Below are 15,641 nucleotides of genomic sequence, written 5' to 3'. Positions count from 1 at the left end.
CATGAACCTTCAACCGCAGGGGTAATGAGCACGCGGCGTTGGTGCCGTGCTGAAGAAGGGGTGTGTGGTGTCTCACATATCCGTCGGCACCGCTTTCATCCAGCACTCCACCGCGTCGCTCCGCCCCCGGTCGTACATGTTCAGGGAGCGTGCGGACAGACCCGTACGGAGAACCCCACCGCACCAGCAGGCAGTCAAGGTACCCGCCCTCCGCAGGCGGGTACCTTCTTGCGGTCCTCTCCCACGTGCTGCTGCCTCAACACCGCGAAGTCGAGGGGCCTCCCGTTTCGCGCGTTCTTTCGGAGGTATGACGTGATTCGCACGGAAGCGGCCTGGGTGCTGTTCTTCGCAGGGCTCATATTTGTGTGGGCCCTGGTTCTCGGGGTGTGGAAATGGCAGCAGATGGCCGCCTCGCCGGACGGCACGGCGCACCCGTACGTCGACATCGCCCACAGATCCGCGCTGCTGTACTCATTCGCGACGGGGCTCATCGCGGCGTTCGTCCAGCTGTCCGGCTGGCCGTCCGCGGTCAACGGCAGCGCGGCTGCGGTGATCATCCTACTGTTCGCTGTGACGATTGCGAACTATGTCCGGCTTGCATGGCAAGGCGAGACCGACAACCAAATGCGCAACGCACCGCACAGCATGCGTTTTGTACTGGCCACACTGATCGCCGGTGAGATCGGCGGCTTCATCGTCCTCCTTGCAGGCTTCGCCGAAGCCCAGCTCTAGGGCCTGTCTGACAATTCCCGTCGTCGCCCGAAGGGCGGCGTCAGGTGCGTGCTCTCGGCGTGCCGGGCGTAGGGCCTCGCACTGGACGTACTCGGGTCTGCGCCCGGTGCGGCGAGAGTGCGTGCATGGCGTCGCGGGGCAGACGGGAATTGTCAGACAGGCCCTAGTCCTCGGCGGGCGGCGGAGCCGACGGCGACAAGTGGAGGCATTTCCTGTCCCGTTTGACAAGGTGATGTACACGACAACCGTCAACTCCCCATGACTGCATGGCAGTTCAGCTGCACGGGTAGTGAGTAACGCGGCAGTTGAGTTGCTACCAGACATAGGGGGTGTCGTGTACCACATACCTACCAGCGCCGCGATCACGGCCCAACGCCTGAGACGGCAAGACAAGATACCCGCCCCCGCAGGCGGGTATCTTCTTGTGCGCTCCGGCGTACAGCGAGACGAACGGTGACGGCCGCCCGGCCCGGTGACCGAAGCGGTTCGAGCACGCCGACACTCGGCGGGTTCACGACAGGCCAGCTTGTACGGCTGTGCGACGTCGTAGGTCTGGAACCGGCCGACGCGGAGATCTACGCGCGTGTACTCATCGAGGCCCTGGGTCCGTCGGCCGAACGTCCGCTCGACCGGCCGCCGCCCTCGGAGAGTCTGCTCTCAGACGATCACACCCCGGTGGAGTTCTCGCTCTCCTTCCTGCCGGACGCGGTCCCCACACTGCGCCTGCTGCTGGAACCGGGATGCGGTGCCCACGGTCCGACGCAGAGCGGTCGCACGGGACTGCGCGTCGTCCGGGAGATGGCGCAGCGCTGGGACATCGCCACCGGCCAACTCGACGAGTTGGAGGACCTGTTCTTCCCTGCCTCCGCCGAGGGCCCCTTCGCGCTGTGGTGTGCGCTGGAGCTGCGCCCCGGCGGGGTGCCCAGGGTCAAGGTGTATCTGAACCCCGCGGCGTCCGGCCAGGAGCACTCCGCCGGGACAGTACGGGAGGCCATGCGCCGACTTGGTCACCCGCGAGCGTTCGCGAGCCTGCCCGAGGCGGACGGCTACCCGTACTTCGCCCTGGACCTGGGTGACTGGGACACCCCCCGTGCGAAGGTCTACCTCCGGCACGACGACCTGTCGGCAGCAGAGGCCGGCCGCCTGCCCCGTACGAGCCCTGGCCACGTCGGATGCGCGGAGACCGAGGAGTTCTTCCGCACCGCAGCCGGCCTCGGGGCAGGTCCCGGGGAGAACGCGGTGCTGGGTGGCGGGCGCACGCAGTCCTGTCACGCCTTCACCGAGACGGCGTCCGGGCTGGCGAGCGGCTTCACGCTCTACGTCCCGGTCAGGGACTCCGTCGGGCACGACGGGGAGGCTCTCGCCCGTGCGGAGGCCGTACTCGAACGCCGCGGCGTGGACACCGCGCCGCTTCTGCGGTCACTGGAAGCCGTCACCTCTCGCTTGCCGCAGGACGGTGTGGGGCTCATCGCCTATCTCTCGCTCACCCACCACCGCGGTCGGCCACCGCGGGTGAACGCGTACATCTCCTCGGAGGCATACGCGGTCCGGCCGCCGGTCACCCGGCGGCATCATCAGGTCGAAATGGTGCACTGAAGCACTCCCGCACCGGCGAAGCTTGCCGGTGGTGGTCGGGCGTCACCGGACCACCACCGGCAGGAGCTTCGCCTACGACGTGTACGAGCCGTCCTGTTCGGCGCCCAGCTCCTGGAGATACGGAACGACGTCGACCTGGATGGAGGACCCCTCCGCCTTCCCGTAGCGGTCGACGACCCCGCGCACGTAGGCGCTGATCTCCTTGTGCATGACCTCCGCTGACGGCAGGACGACGTCGCCGTCGACGATCCGAGCCACCCAGTGCGCCTGGGCCTCCACGAGGCGGGTGATAGTGCCCACAGGGCGGACCAGACCGACGAAGTGCAGGCCCGGGTGATCAGGTGCGACGACCCGCTTGTACAGCTCGACCGCCCCCTGCGGGCCCGTCGGCCATCCATCGGGAAGGAACGGGAAGGCCATGCGGTACCCGGTGCAGTAGACGATCGCGTCGGCCTCTTCGGAGCTTCCGTCGGTGAAGCGAACCCGTCTTCCCGCCATGGACTCGATCGCCGGTCTGGGTATCACCGCGCCGTGACGTATGCGGCTGAGAATCTCGTCCGAGATGGTGACGGCCGAGGAGAAGATCCGGTGGTCGGGCTCGGGAAGGCCGTAGTCGGTCAGTCTCCCCCGCGCGACGAGCAGCGACTGCTCGACGAAGTGACGCTGCTCGGGCAAGGTCATCCGGGTCCACCATGGGGCGTTGGCTATCTCGTCGAGCGACAGGCCGTAGAGCTGCTTGGGAACGATGTGGAGCCCGCGGCGCACCGAGAGCAGCGTCCGCGCGGCGTGCCGGGACACGTCCGCCGCGATGTCCACCGCCGACGCGCCGAGCCCCACGACTATGACGCGCTTCCCCTGGAAGTCGCTGCCGTCGCGATAGTCGATGGAGTGCAGAATCGTTCCGTCGTACGAGTGGGATCCGGCCGGCAGTGGATCCGGGAAGGCCGGCCTCGTGTTGTGCCCCGAGGCGACGATCACTTGCCCGAACCGGCGCGATGCCGATACGCCGCCCGCGTCCCGGCTGACGACCGTCCATGTGCCGTCGGGATCCTGGCGCACGGACTCCACTTCGGTGCGCAGTTCGATACGTGACAGTACGTCGGCCCATTCCGCGTAGGAACGCAGATAGGTGGCGATGTCGCTGTGCCGGGGGTAGAGCGGAAAGGAGTCGGGCATCGGGAAACCGGTGTAACCGGTGAGCTGCTTGGCGGAGTTCAGGTGCAGCGCCAGATAGCCCGGACCGCGCTCCCCCGCCTGCGGCTGACGCCAGATCCCTCCGACGTCCGGTGCCTTCTCGAGGCAGACGAAATCGACGCCCCTGGCCGCGAGAGCGTGCGCGGTCGCCAGACCTGACAAACCCGCACCGATCACGCACACGGTCACGTTTACCCCCACAGAACACTTCCCTCCCACCAAGGGACATGAATGCCCAGTCACTTACAGCCCCACACCGATCAAAAAGAGCCACAGAAGGCCGAAGTTGGCCCTGCGCGGACCGGAGCCCGGACACGGTATGCCCAAGGTGACGATCACGCCGACCCGCGGTCCGCCATCTCAGCCGCCGACGGCGCCCGTCGTCCCCCTGATCTCCAGTGCGGGCGCAGCGAGATGGACGCGGCCCGGAGCACCGGGCGTGTCGAAGCGGTCGAGGAGGAAGCGCGCCGCGCGGCGGCCGACCTCGTGGCCGGCGTTGTCGACGGTGGTGAGCCAGACATGGCGCAGCCGGGCGATGCTCGTGTTGTCGTAGCCGGTGACGGAGAGGTCGCGGGGGACGCTCAGGCCGAGTTCCTCGGCGGCCGACAGCGCGCCGACCGAGGCGATGTCGTTGACGGCGAGGATGGCGGTGGGCCGCCGCGGTCCGCTGAGCAACCGCACCGTGCTGCGGTAGCCGCCCTCCTCGGTCATGTCGCTGGGCTCGACGAGCGCGCCGTCGGCGAGCCCGTGCGCCCGCATCGTCGCCTCGAAGCTCGCTCGGCGGAGCTCGCCGACGGCGCCGTAGCCCGCGATGTGCGCGATCCGGCGATGGCCGAGGCCGATGAGGTGCTCGGTGATCAGCCGAGCGCCCCGCTCGTCGTCGCCGGCCACCAGGTCGACGCCGGGCGGTACCGGCTCGCGGGCGCCCGCGACGACGACCGGGATGCGCCGGGCGACCGCGCCGAGTGCGGCCGGGTCCGGCAGGGTGCCGACCACGACGAGACCGTCGACCCCGAGGTCCAGGAAGGGGCCGGCCAAGTCCTGGCCGGTGCGGCGGTTGAGGCGGGCGTCCGCCAGGAGCATGTGCAGGCCGTTGTCGTGCAGCAGCGGGTTGAGGCCGTCCAGGAGGTCTACGAACCACGGGTTGCGCAGGTCGTTCAGAAGGACGCCGACGGTTCGGGTGCGCTGTTCGCTGAGGCTGCGCGCTGCGGCGTTCGGCCGGTAGCCGAGGTCCCGTACGGCCCGCAGCACAGCCTCGCGCTTCTCGGGGCGCACCTGGTCGGATCCGCGCAGCACCAGGGAGACCAGCGACTTGGAGACACCGGCGTGGTCGGCGACGTCGCGGATCGTGGGCGGTCGCGTGTCCGGACTCTCGGATCCCCTGTCCGGACTCGTCGGCGGTCTCATACCTGGACCGTTCCACGCACCACTCTCGCCTGTCAAAGGGTTGACAGCAGGCAGAACCCTGCCCAGGGTGGCCTGGACAGAATATGGACCGGTCCAAAGAGGGGCTGTCATGGTGGATGCGCTCGGTGTCGCCGTCGTCGGATTCGGCTGGATGGGCCGGGTGCACACCCAGGCGTACGCCCGGGTCCGCCACCACTACCCGCGGTTGGCCCTGCGCCCGGAGCTGGTGACGGTCGCCGAGGACGTGCCGGGCCGGGCCGAGGAAGCCGCCGCGCAGTTCGGGTTCGCCGGCGCGGTCCGCGACTGGCGTGAGGTGGCCGCCGATCCGCGCGTCCGGGCGGTGAGTATCACCGCGCCGAACTTCCTGCACCGCGAGATCGGCGTCGCGATGGCGGAGGCCGGCAAGCACATCTGGATCGAGAAGCCGGTGGGCCTCACCGCGGCGGACGCCCGGGCGGTCGCCGACGCGGTCGCGAAGGCCGGTGTGCAGGGGACGGTCGGTTTCAACTACCGCAACGCACCCGCCGTGGAAGCCGCCCGCGAGCTGATCGCCTCCGGTGAGCTCGGTACGGTCACCCATGTCCGCGTCCGCCTGTTCAGCGACTACGCGGCGCATCCCGAGGGCGCGCTGACTTGGCGGTACGAGCGGGAACGCGGCGGCAGCGGGGTGCTGGGCGACCTGGCCTCGCACGGCGCGGATCTGGCCCGCCATCTGCTCGGCGAGATCACCTCGCTCACCGCCGACACGGCGATCTTCGTGCCCGAGCGTGCCCGCCCGACCGGCTCGACCACCGGCCATACCCGTTCCGCCGACGGCGAGTTGGGCCCCGTCGAGAACGAGGATTACGTCAACTGCCTGCTGCGCTTCGCCTCCGGCGCCCGCGGTGTCCTGGAGGCCTGCCGGGTCTCGGTCGGCGAGCAGAACAACTACGGCTTCGAGGTGCACGGCACCAAGGGCGCGGTGTTCTGGGACTTCCGCAGGATGAACGAGCTGGGCGTCAGCCGCGGTACGGCGTACCAGGACCAGCCCGTCAGCACGGTGTATGTCGGGCCGGGCGACGGGGAGTTCGGCGCCTTCCAGCCGGGCGCGGCCAATGCCATGGGCTACGACGACCTGAAGGTGATCGAGGCGTACCGCTTCCTGCGTTCCGTCGCCGAGGGGAAACCGCACGGTGCCACGCTCCAGGACGCCGTGCGCAGTGCGGACGTACTCGATGCCATGGCGCGGTCGGCGGACAGCAGCTCGTGGGTCATCGTGGGGGCGTCGTAGGCATGTTGTAGGGCGTGACGACCTGGATCGCGGACGGGGGTGTCGGACCGGCGGGCGGCAGGGCGTCGTGGGCCCGCATGACGAGGCGGCAGGCCTCGCGCATGTCCTGGCGCAGATCGTGGTGGAGCACGGCGGACAGGCGGTGTTCGCGCAGCAGCCGGGTGTTGTCGTGGTCGAGGTCGTGGGCGATGAACACGGCACACTCACGGCCGAGGTCCGCGAAGGCGCGCAGGGTCGCGATGTTGCCGCCGCCGATCGAGTAGACCGCCCGGATGTCCGGGTCGCGCTTGAGCGCGGCCCGGACGAGGTCGTACTCGGTGGCGTCCAGGCCCTGCCCCTCGGCGATCTCGACGAGGGTCCGCTCCGGGTGCCGGGCGCGCATCGCGCCCCGGAAGCCCATCTCGCGCTCCTCCTCGTTGCGGAAGAAGCCGCTGCTGAGGCTGGTCAGTACATTGCCGGGCCGGTCGCCGAGCCACTGGCCCATGAGGTAGGCGGCCGTCGCGCCCGCCGCCCGGTTGTCGATGCCGACGTAGCCGAGCCGGGCGCTCGTGGGCAGGTCGGTGACCAGGGTGACGACGGGGATGCCGGTGGCGACGAGCCGGCCGACGGCGGCGGTCACCTCCGGCACGTCCGGGGCCTTGAGGATCACGCCCTGCGAGCCGCGTCGCGCGATTCGGTCGAGCGTCCTGACCAGCTCCTCCACCGGCCCGGTCTCGCGGAAGTGGAAGCGTGAACGCACGACCGCCGGGTGCAGGTCGGGCAGCTCGGCCTCCAGGGCGGCCCGTACGGCGGTGGAGAACCGCTCCGGTGTCTGCATCACGATGTCGATCATGAACGTACGGCCGACCAGCCGGACCTGGGTGCGCTGCCGGTCCAGATCGGCGATGGCCAGCCGCACCTCACGCACGGTGCTGTCCCGCACCCCGCCCCGGCCGTTCAGGACGCGGTCCACGGTGGCCTCGCTCAGACCCGCCTGACGTGCGATTTCCCGGATCGGGAAGGGGTGGCCCATGCGACGGCTCCCTGAGGGGTTTTTGATGGCTTGCTGCTGGTTGTTCGAAGGGTTTGTCATGACAAGAATGACAGAGCCGCACCGGTCCATGACCCGAGGGGACGACGATGTCCTTCACTTCCGCAGAACGCCGCGCCTGGCTCTCCGAGCAGGACTGCGACCTCGATTCCTTCCGCGCGCTGGTCGAGCGGCCGACCGACCTCTCCGCGTTCCCGTACGCCTCCTCCGTGGAACGCAACGTCCTCGTCTACGACAGCGACCGGCTGCGCAAGTCCGTGGCGGCCGGCGAGCGCCGCGAGGTCCAGGCCGAACTCGTCCGGGCCTTCGCCGAGGGGCCCGGAGTCGTCGTCCTCCAGGGCGCCTTCCCGGACACCTCGGTCGTCGACCGTACGACCGCCGTGTTCGACGCCCTGATCGCCGAGCAGCGCGCCTCGGGCGCGGGCGCCGGGGACCACTTCGCCAAGCCGGGGGCCAACGACCGGGTGTGGAACGCCCTGGAGAAGGCCGCGCTCTACGACCCGGAGGCGTTCGCCGACTACTACGCGAACGACATCCTGGCCCTGGTGTCCACCGCCTGGCTCGGCCCCGGCTACCAGGTCACCTCGCAGGTCAACGTGGTCCACCCGGGCGGCGCCGCGCAGACCGTGCACCGCGACTACCACCTCGGCTTCCTCACGAACGAGGTCGCCGCCTCCTACCCGGCGCACGTGCACCGCCTCTCCCCCGTGCTCACGCTCCAAGGGGCCGTCGCGCACTGCGACATGCCGGTCGAGTCGGGCCCCACGATGTACCTGCCGCACTCCCAGAAGTACGAGCCGGGCTATCTGGCGTGGCGACTCCCGGACTTCCAGGCCTACTTCGAGGCCCACCACATCCAACTCCCTCTCGCCAAGGGCGATGCCGCCTTCTTCAATCCCGCGCTCTTCCACGCGGCGGGCACCAACCGCACGGCGGACGTCCGGCGCATGGCCAACCTGCTCCAGGTGTCCTCCGCGTTCGGGCGGGCGATGGAGACGGTGGACCGCGAGGCGGTGACCAACGCGGTCTTTCCCGCACTGCTGAGGCGCAGGTCCGAGGGCGCGGGCGAGGAGTGGCTGGACACGGTGATCGCGGCCTGCGCGGAGGGCTACCCCTTCCCCACCAACCTCGACAGCGACCCGCCTGTGGACGGCCTTGCCCCGCCCTCGCAGGCGGACGTCGTACGCCGTGCCGTGCGCGAGGGATGGACCCCGGAGGCGCTCCGCGAGGAGCTGCGGGCCGGTACCGAGCGACGCGAGAGCTGAGGATCACCATGGGACTTCTCGACGACAAGGTCGTCCTCGTCAACGGCGGCAGTCAGGGCGTGGGCGCCGCGATCGCCCGGGCCGCGGTGCGCGAGGGCGCGGTGGTGGCCGTCACCGGTCGCCGCCCCGAGCCCGGTGAGGCCCTGGTGGCCGAGCTGACCGAGGCGGGCGGCAAGGCGATGTTCGTATGCGCGGACCTGGCGGACGCCGGGCAGGCGAAGGCGTCCGCGGCCGAGGTGATCGCCGCGCACGGCCGGGTTGACTGCCTGGTCAACTCCGCCGGGCTCACCTCGCGCGGCACGCTGCTCGACACCACGCCCGAGCTGTTCGACCAGCACATCGCGATCAACCTGAAGGCGCCGTTCTTCGCGATGCAGGCGGTGGTCGCGGACATGGTGGCGCGCAAGGCACCCGGCACGGTCGTCAACATCATCACGTCCTCGGCGCACGGCGGGCAGCCCTTCCTGGCGCCGTACGTCGCCGCGAAGGCCGGGCTGATCGGCCTGACCCGCAACGCCGCGCACGCACACCGCTTCGACCGGGTCCGGATCAACGGGCTGAACATCGGCTGGACCGCGACCGAGGGCGAGGACGCGACCCAGCGGGCCTTCCACGGCGCCGGTGACGACTGGCTCGAAAAGGCCGCCGAACGCGTCCCGATGGGCAAGCTCGGCCGGCCCGACGAGATCGCCGACTTCGTGGTGTTCCTGCTGTCAGACCGGTCCGGGGTGGTCACCGGTTCGGTCATCGACTGGGACCAGAACGTCCTCGGCGGACTCGACTGAGCCCCTTGCTCGACTGACCCCTTGTAAGAACCCGCACCTCCCAAGGAGCAAGAACCCATGCGTATCGGAATCCTCGGCCTCGGCCGCATCGGCGCCTTCCACGCCGAGACCCTCTCCGGACTCGGCGCGGTCGAGTCCCTCGTGGTGGCCGACCCGTTCGCGGAGGCCGCGAAGAAGGCCGCCGAGCGGTTCGGTGCCGAGGTCGCGGACTCCCCCGAGGCGGTGCTGGCCGCCGGGGTCGACGGTGTCGTGATCGCCGCGGCGACCGACGCCCATCCGGGCCTGATCCTCGCCGCCGTCGAGGCGGGCATCCCCGTCTTCTGCGAGAAGCCCGTCGCCAGGACCATGCGCGAGGGCGTCGAGGTCCTCAAGGCCGTCCAGGGCAGCGACGTGCCGATCCAGATCGGCTACAACCGCCGCTTCGACGCCGGTTTCGTCGCCGCGCGCGCCGCCGTGCACTCCGGCGAACTGGGCAAGCTGCACACCGTACGGTCGACCACGCTGGACCCGGCGCCCCCGCCCGCCGCGTACGTCGCCGCCTCCGGAGGCATTTTCCGCGACTGCAGCGTCCACGACTTCGACATCATCCGCTGGGTGACCGGCCGCGAGGTGACCGAGGTGTACGCGGTGGGCGGCAACCGGGGCGCCGAGTACATCAAGGAGGCGGGCGACGCCGACACCACCGGCGCGATCCTCACCCTGGACGACGGCACCATCGCGGTGGTCTCCAACTCCCGCCACAACGGCCGCGGTCACGACGTCCGCATGGAGATCCACGGCTTCAAGGACACCATCGCCGTGGGGCTGGAGGACAGGCTCCCGCTGCGCTCGGCCGAGCCCGGCGTGACCTTCCCGGCGGGCATCCCGTACGACTTCTTCATGGACCGCTTCGGGGCCGCCTACCGGGCCGAACTCACCGCGTTCACCGACGTCGTGTCCGGCACCCGGCCCTCCCCGTGCACGGTCGCCGACGCGTTGGAGGCCGGCTGGATCGCCGACGCGTGCACACTGTCCCTGCACGAGCACCGCCCCGTCACGATCCAGGAGGTACGGGAAGCATGAGCGAACCGGGCCGGGAGCCACTGCGCATCGGAGTGCTGGGAGCGGCTCGGATCACCGAGAACTCCCTCGTCGTCCCGGCCCGATCGACCGGCCACCGCCTCGTCGCGGTGGCCGCGCGCGACCGGTCCCATGCGCAGGCGTACGCCGCCGCGCACGGCGTCGAGCGGGTGGCGGACTCGTACGCCGACCTGCTCGCCGATCCGGAGGTGGAGGTCATCTACAACCCGCTCGCCAACGGCCTGCACGGACCGTGGAACCTCGCCGCGCTCGCGGCCGGCAAGCATGTCCTGTCGGAGAAGCCCTCGGCGAGCAACGCCGAGGAGGCCGCCGAGGTGCGGGAGGCGGCGGCCAAGGCCGGGACCGTCTTCATGGAGGCCTTCCACTACCTCTTCCACCCCGTCACGCGGCGCCTGCATGAGCTGCTGGCCTCCGGTGAACTGGGCGAACTGCGGCACGTCGAGACGCTCGTCGCGATCCCCGCGCCGCCGGACGCCGACCCGCGCTGGTCGCTTGAGCTGGCCGGCGGCGCCGTGATGGACCTCGGCTGCTACAGCCTGCACGCGCTGCGGATGCTGGCCCCCTGGGCGGGCGGCGCACCGCGGCTGGTCTCGGCCCGTGGCGGCGAACGTGCCGGTGCGCCGGGCGTCGACGAGTGGCTGGACGCCGAGCTGGCGTTCCCGAACGGCGCCACGGGCTCCGCCCGCTGTCACATGGCGTACGGCGAACTGGAGATGAGCTGCCGGATCGTCGGCAGCCGGGGCGAGGCGACCGCGCCGAACTTCGTGCTGCCGCACCGGGACGACCGGGTCGTGGTCCGTACGACGGACGGCGAGCGCACCGAGCGGCTCGGCACGCGGTCCTCGTACACCTATCAACTGGAGGCGTTCGCCGCCCGGTTGCGTAGCCGCGCTCCCCTGCCGCTGGGCCCGGACGACGCGGTGGCGACGATGACGCTGATCGACGCGTGCTACCGCGCGGCCGGATTCGAGCCCCGGCCGCGCACCTCCCTCCCAGGCTGACGGCGGCTGCGATCCAGCCGCCGTCAGGCGTCTTACGAGTCGTCAGACGCCGCAGGAGGGCAGGAACTTACGAGTCGTCAGGCGCCGCAGGAGGAGCGCAGGAAATTCACGAGTCGTCAGGCGCCGCAGGAACGCAGGAACTTGCGGGTGCGCTCCGCGATGGGGAACGGCTTGTCCGGTTCACACGGGTACATGTCCTGCTCGACGATCGCGAACAGCTCCACGCCAAGGCGCTGCGCCGCGACCAGCACCGGCTCCAGCTCCGGTACCCCGGACGGCGGTTCGCACATCACTCCGCGCGCCACGGCCGGTCCGAACGGCACCTCGTTCGCCCGTACGTCCGCAAGGATCTCCGGGTCGACCTGCTTGAGGTGGAGATAGCCGATGCGTTCGCCGTAGGTCTCGATCAGCTTGACGCTGTCGCCGCCGCAGTAGGCGTAGTGCCCGGTGTCCAGGCAGAGGTTGACCAGTTCGGAGTCGGTCGAGTCGAGGAAGCGCTCGACGTGGTCCTCGGTGTCGATGTGGGTGTCGGCGTGCGGATGCACGACGATGTCGAGGCCGTACGTCTCCTTGACCTCGTGCCCCAGACGTTCCATGCCCTTGGTGAGGTGGGCCCACTGGGCGCCCGTCAGCTCCGGCGGCTCCAGGACCTCGGCGGTCTTGTCGTCCCGCCAGAAGGAGGGGATGACGACGAGGTGCTCGGCGCCCATCGCCTGGGTGAGCGCGGCCACTTGGCTGACGTGCTCCCAGGTGGAGTCCCAGACGGCGGGGCCGCGGTGCATGCCGGTGAAGACCGTGCCCGCGGAGACCTTCAGCTCGCGCCGGGCGATCTCGTCGGCGAGCCGGGCCGGGTCGCTCGGCAGATAGCCGTACGGGCCCAGCTCGATCCAGGAGTAGCCGGCCTCGGCGACCTCGTCCAGGAAGCGCTGCCACGGCACCTGTTGGGGGTCGTCGGGGAACCAGACGCCCCAGGAATCGGGGGCGGAGCCGACCCGGATGCGGTCAAGGAAGGGACGGTCGGGCATGTCAGGAGGTCCCTTCGGGAGAAGCGGTCACCGAGGCCTTGAGGTCCCTCTCCTCGGGGAGCCCCTTCACATCGACACCGCGGACCTGGGCCAACTCGTTCTTGAGGGCCACGAGTTCGGTGCCGCCCGCCATGTGGTTGGTCAGTTCGTCGAGGGTGATCCGGTCGCGCTCCGCGCTGAGTTCGAGGGTGCCCAGGCGCAGCACGCTGAAGTGGTCGCCGACCATGTAGGCGTGGTGCGGGTTGTGGGTGATGAAGATGACGCCGAGACCGCGGTCGCGGGCGGCGGCGATGTACTTCAGCACGACACCGGACTGCTTGACGCCGAGGGCGGCCGTCGGCTCGTCCAGGATCAGCACGCGGGCGCCGAAGTAGACGGCGCGGGCGATGGCGACGCACTGGCGCTGGCCGCCGGAGAGGGTGCCGATGGGCTGTTCCAGGTTGTCCAGGACGATGCCCATGTTGCGGAGTTCCTCGTCCGCGGTCTTCTTCATCCTCTCGATGTCGAGGCGGCGGACCGGCCAGGGGCCCTTGGTCATCTCGGAGCCGAGGAAGAAGTTCCGCCACACCGGCATCAACGGGACGGTGGCCAGGTCCTGGTAGACGGTGGCGATGCCGCGGTCGAGGGCCTGGCGCGGGGTGGTGAAGTGCACCGGTTCGCCGTCGACGAGGAACTCGCCCTCGCTGTGCTGGTGCAGCCCGGAAATGATTTTGATCAGGGTGGACTTGCCGGCGCCGTTGTCGCCGAGGACGCAGGTGACCTGGCTGGGGCGGACGGTGAGGTCCACTCCGTGCAGGGCGCGGATGTTGCCATAGGACTTGCCGGCGTTGCGCAGCTCCACGAGGGAGGCTTCGCCCTGGGGCACGGTGTCCTTGAGGATGGCGCCGTGGGTGCCGGGTGCGTTGTTCGTCATAGGGGTCACCTCCGGGTCGCTGTGCGCTGGACCCACAGATTGATCAGGACGGCGCCGAGCAGCATCACGCCGAGGAACGCCTTGAACCAGTCGGGGTTCCAGCCGGCGTACACAATGCCCTGCTGCACCATGCCGAACATGAACGCGCCGAAGACCGGGCCGATCGCGGAGCCCGCGCCGCCGGTCAGCAGACAGCCGCCGATCACGGCCGCGGAGATGTAGATCAGCTCCTGGCCGACTCCCTCTCCCGACTGCACGGTGTTGAAGGAGAAGAGCTGGTGCATGCCGATGAACCAGGCTCCGAAGCCGACCAGCATGAACAGCGAGATCTTGGTGAAGGCCACCGGAACACCGACGGCTCGCGCCGACTCCTTGTTGCCGCCGACGGCGAAGATCCAGTTGCCGTACTTGGTGCGCAGCAGCACCCAGGTGGCGATGGCCGCGAAGAGCAGCCACCAGAAGATCGTGATCTTCACCTGCACGCCACCGATGTCGAAGCTCGACGCGAAGACCTTCTTGGCCTGGTCGAAGCCGTCCATGGTACTGATGTCGTCGGTCGCCACATTGCCGGTGACCAGCTTGGTGACCGCCAGGTTGACGCCCTGGAGGATCAGGAAGCTGCCCAGGGTGATCAGGAAGCTGGGCAGTCCGGTCTTGACCACCAGCCAGCCGTTGAGGAAGCCGATCCCCAGTGACACGACCAGCGCGGCGATCACACCGACCCATACGTTCATGGTCAGTTGGTAGCTGAGCATGCTGGCGGTGAGCGCGGAGGTGATGACCGCGACGCCGGCCGACAGGTCGAACTCCCCGCCGATCATCAGCAGGGCCACCGGCAGCGCCATGATGCCGATCGTCGACGACTGGTACAGGACGTTCGCCATCGAACTGGCCTCGCGCACCGGTGGCGCCGAGATCAGGAAGAACACGTAGACCGCGGCGGCGCCCAGGAAGACGCCGACCTCGGGACGGGCCAACAGCCTGAGCGCCAGGGGGCGTTGCGCGGTCCGGCCGTCGCTCTGCTTGGGGCCGGAGGCCGGCGGTGTGTTCACCGCCGGCTCGGCATGCTGGGTCATGCTCATCACCGGGTCCCGTTGGCGGCGAACTTGGCGACGCTCTCGACGTTGGTCTTGTCGACGAAGGCGGGGCCGGTCAGCACGGGCTGCTCACCGCCACCGCTGTAGTTGCCGTTGTTCTTGTAGAGCCACAGCGAGTCGACCGCCAAGTAGCCCTGGAGGTAGGGCTGCTGGTCCACGGCGAACTGGATGGTGCCCGCGCTGATGGCGCTCGTCAGGTCCTTGTTGAGGTCGAAGGTGGCGATCTTCGCCTGGCTGCCGGCGTCGGACACCGACTGCACGGCGGTCAGCGCGAACGGGGCGCCCAGCGTGACGACATAGTCGATGGCCTTGTCCTGCGTGAGCTTGGCGGTGATCGTCGACTTCACGGACGGCATGTCGGTGCCGTTGACGTTCAGCGTCTCGGTGGTTCCGCTGAAGGTCTTCTTCACACCGTCGCAGCGCTGGGTCAGACCGATGTTGCCCTGCTCCTGGATGACACAGACGACCTTCTTGGCGCCTTCCGAGTTCAGCTTGCTGCCGAGCGCCTCGCCGGCCACGGTCTCGTCCTGGCCGAAGAACTCCAGCAGGCCGAGGCTCTTCCAGTCGCTGACACCGGAGTTGAGGCCGACCACGGGTATGTTCGCGGACTTCGCCTTGCCCAGGACGTCCTTCATGGCGTCGGGCTTGGCGAGGGTGATCGCGATGCCGTCGACCTTCTGGTCGATGGCGTTCTGGACCAGGCTGGCCTGATTGCCCGCGTTCGGGTCGGCCGAGTAGATGAGCTTGATGTTGTCCTTGGCGGCGGCGGCCTCGGCGCCCTTGCGGACGATGTCCCAGAACGTGTCGCCGGGCGCCTGGTGGGTGACCAGGGCGACCGTCATACGCGGAGTGGTGGCCTGACCCGCGGAGGCACCGTCGGCGCTCTCCTCGGACTTCTTGCCGCCCGAACTGCTGGAGCAACCAGCGAGGGTCAGGGCCGCTGCCGCGGCCACGGCTACGAAGGGGGCCATTCTGCGGAAGCGGGTCTGAGAAGAGCGGTCCATCTTTCCTGCACCTCACTGTGCTGCGGTGGAAAGGGAGCAGAGATCACAAAGGATCCCGGGGCTCGGATCTGCGGAGATCCGGGTCTTACGTCACGAAAAGCGGCTGTCTCGTTGGGACGGAATCCAATCCCTGGGGGCGTCCGCTGTCAATACTTTGTTAAGACATCATTTCACAAGCAGGTCCGAATGTAAGTACAAACTATTGACAGCGTCCCCCTCCGCGACCTACACCTGGTAGGCGG

The 15,641-nt window shown here is 69.3% G+C and carries 14 protein-coding genes; 7 read left to right on the top strand and 7 right to left on the bottom strand.

From position 1 onward, the window contains the following. The first annotated feature begins 312 nt into the window (after positions 1–312). Together ACFVKT_RS00465 and ACFVKT_RS00460 are read left to right on the top strand one after the other, a co-directional pair. Complete coding sequence (locus tag ACFVKT_RS00465) at positions 313–732, top strand: hypothetical protein (protein WP_385726018.1); 420 nt, start codon at positions 313–315, stop codon at positions 730–732. Positions 733–1,185: 453 nt separating this feature from the next. Then, on the top strand, positions 1,186–2,328 hold the full coding sequence (locus ACFVKT_RS00460) for a tryptophan dimethylallyltransferase family protein (RefSeq protein WP_385726016.1): 1,143 nt from the start codon (positions 1,186–1,188) through the stop codon (positions 2,326–2,328). Between the two features lie 72 nt (positions 2,329–2,400). Here the strand turns inward: ACFVKT_RS00460 and ACFVKT_RS00455 are convergent, their stop codons facing one another. Together ACFVKT_RS00455 and ACFVKT_RS00450 are read right to left on the bottom strand one after the other, a co-directional pair. Continuing rightward, complete coding sequence (locus ACFVKT_RS00455; RefSeq protein ID WP_385728064.1) at positions 2,401–3,711, bottom strand: flavin-containing monooxygenase; 1,311 nt, start codon at positions 3,709–3,711, stop codon at positions 2,401–2,403. 171 nt (positions 3,712–3,882) lie between these two features. Continuing rightward, complete coding sequence (locus tag ACFVKT_RS00450; RefSeq protein WP_385726014.1) at positions 3,883–4,929, bottom strand: LacI family DNA-binding transcriptional regulator; 1,047 nt, start codon at positions 4,927–4,929, stop codon at positions 3,883–3,885. A 109-nt stretch (positions 4,930–5,038) separates the two neighbouring features. Here ACFVKT_RS00450 and ACFVKT_RS00445 point away from each other — a divergent pair, with 109 nt between their 5' ends. Continuing rightward, positions 5,039–6,199, top strand: a complete 1,161-nt coding sequence (locus tag ACFVKT_RS00445; protein ID WP_385726012.1) for a Gfo/Idh/MocA family protein — start codon at positions 5,039–5,041, stop codon at positions 6,197–6,199. On the opposite strand, the gene ACFVKT_RS00440 is transcribed toward ACFVKT_RS00445, so the two are convergent. Next, complete coding sequence (locus tag ACFVKT_RS00440; RefSeq protein ID WP_385726010.1) at positions 6,180–7,211, bottom strand: LacI family DNA-binding transcriptional regulator; 1,032 nt, start codon at positions 7,209–7,211, stop codon at positions 6,180–6,182. The two genes, ACFVKT_RS00445 and ACFVKT_RS00440, sit on opposite strands and share 20 nt — an antisense overlap. A gap of 107 nt (positions 7,212–7,318) precedes the next feature. On the opposite strand from ACFVKT_RS00440, the gene ACFVKT_RS00435 reads away from it, so the two are divergent. The 4 genes from ACFVKT_RS00435 to ACFVKT_RS00420 are packed head-to-tail and all read left to right on the top strand — an operon-like array spanning position 7,319 to position 11,360. Next, positions 7,319–8,494: a phytanoyl-CoA dioxygenase family protein gene (locus tag ACFVKT_RS00435; RefSeq protein WP_385726008.1), complete on the top strand. Its 1,176-nt coding sequence runs from the start codon at positions 7,319–7,321 to the stop codon at positions 8,492–8,494. Between the two features lie 8 nt (positions 8,495–8,502). Beyond that, positions 8,503–9,279, top strand: coding sequence for an SDR family oxidoreductase (locus tag ACFVKT_RS00430; RefSeq protein WP_385726006.1), 777 nt, complete (start codon positions 8,503–8,505; stop codon positions 9,277–9,279). Positions 9,280–9,336: 57 nt separating this feature from the next. Further along, positions 9,337–10,341: a Gfo/Idh/MocA family oxidoreductase gene (locus tag ACFVKT_RS00425; RefSeq protein WP_385726004.1), complete on the top strand. Its 1,005-nt coding sequence runs from the start codon at positions 9,337–9,339 to the stop codon at positions 10,339–10,341. Further along, on the top strand, positions 10,338–11,360 hold the full coding sequence (locus tag ACFVKT_RS00420; protein ID WP_385726002.1) for a Gfo/Idh/MocA family protein: 1,023 nt from the start codon (positions 10,338–10,340) through the stop codon (positions 11,358–11,360). The genes ACFVKT_RS00425 and ACFVKT_RS00420 overlap by 4 nt, the downstream gene beginning before the upstream one ends. 116 nt (positions 11,361–11,476) lie before the next feature. Here the strand turns inward: ACFVKT_RS00420 and ACFVKT_RS00415 are convergent, their stop codons facing one another. From ACFVKT_RS00415 to ACFVKT_RS00400, 4 genes are read right to left on the bottom strand one after another with little or no spacing between them, the layout of a single operon-like run. Next, a complete protein-coding gene (locus ACFVKT_RS00415; RefSeq protein ID WP_385726000.1) occupies positions 11,477–12,385 on the bottom strand; it encodes a sugar phosphate isomerase/epimerase family protein in 909 nt (302 codons plus the stop codon). Between the two features lies 1 nt (position 12,386). Beyond that, positions 12,387–13,298: an ATP-binding cassette domain-containing protein gene (locus ACFVKT_RS00410; protein WP_385725998.1), complete on the bottom strand. Its 912-nt coding sequence runs from the start codon at positions 13,296–13,298 to the stop codon at positions 12,387–12,389. Positions 13,299–13,303: 5 nt separating this feature from the next. Further along, entirely contained in the window at positions 13,304–14,380 is a 1,077-nt protein-coding gene (locus ACFVKT_RS00405; RefSeq protein ID WP_385725996.1) for an ABC transporter permease, read from the bottom strand. Then, positions 14,380–15,399 carry a sugar ABC transporter substrate-binding protein gene (locus ACFVKT_RS00400; protein WP_385725994.1) on the bottom strand — a complete coding sequence of 340 codons (1,020 nt, stop codon included), beginning with the start codon at positions 15,397–15,399 and terminating at the stop codon, positions 14,380–14,382. The genes ACFVKT_RS00405 and ACFVKT_RS00400 overlap by 1 nt, the downstream gene beginning before the upstream one ends. Between the last annotated feature and the right edge of the window lie 242 nt (positions 15,400–15,641).

The sequence above is a fragment of the Streptomyces sp. NPDC127595 genome (assembly GCF_042671685.1).
Taxonomy (GTDB): domain Bacteria; phylum Actinomycetota; class Actinomycetes; order Streptomycetales; family Streptomycetaceae; genus Streptomyces.
Note: the sequence above shows the minus strand (reverse complement) of the source record. Positions and strands in the feature narration are given on the sequence as shown.

What these genes read in the sequence shown, in the direction of transcription:
- ACFVKT_RS00450 (WP_385726014.1), bottom strand. Translation starts at nt 4,929, where the DNA reads ATGAGACCGCCGACGAGTCCGGACAGGGGATCCGAGAGTCCGGACACG.
- ACFVKT_RS00445 (WP_385726012.1), top strand. Translation starts at nt 5,039, where the DNA reads ATGGTGGATGCGCTCGGTGTCGCCGTCGTCGGATTCGGCTGGATGGGC.
- ACFVKT_RS00440 (WP_385726010.1), bottom strand. Translation starts at nt 7,211, where the DNA reads ATGGGCCACCCCTTCCCGATCCGGGAAATCGCACGTCAGGCGGGTCTG.
- ACFVKT_RS00435 (WP_385726008.1), top strand. Translation starts at nt 7,319, where the DNA reads ATGTCCTTCACTTCCGCAGAACGCCGCGCCTGGCTCTCCGAGCAGGAC.
- ACFVKT_RS00430 (WP_385726006.1), top strand. Translation starts at nt 8,503, where the DNA reads ATGGGACTTCTCGACGACAAGGTCGTCCTCGTCAACGGCGGCAGTCAG.
- ACFVKT_RS00425 (WP_385726004.1), top strand. Translation starts at nt 9,337, where the DNA reads ATGCGTATCGGAATCCTCGGCCTCGGCCGCATCGGCGCCTTCCACGCC.
- ACFVKT_RS00420 (WP_385726002.1), top strand. Translation starts at nt 10,338, where the DNA reads ATGAGCGAACCGGGCCGGGAGCCACTGCGCATCGGAGTGCTGGGAGCG.
- ACFVKT_RS00415 (WP_385726000.1), bottom strand. Translation starts at nt 12,385, where the DNA reads ATGCCCGACCGTCCCTTCCTTGACCGCATCCGGGTCGGCTCCGCCCCC.
- ACFVKT_RS00410 (WP_385725998.1), bottom strand. Translation starts at nt 13,298, where the DNA reads ATGACGAACAACGCACCCGGCACCCACGGCGCCATCCTCAAGGACACC.
- ACFVKT_RS00405 (WP_385725996.1), bottom strand. Translation starts at nt 14,380, where the DNA reads ATGAGCATGACCCAGCATGCCGAGCCGGCGGTGAACACACCGCCGGCC.
- ACFVKT_RS00400 (WP_385725994.1), bottom strand. Translation starts at nt 15,399, where the DNA reads ATGGACCGCTCTTCTCAGACCCGCTTCCGCAGAATGGCCCCCTTCGTA.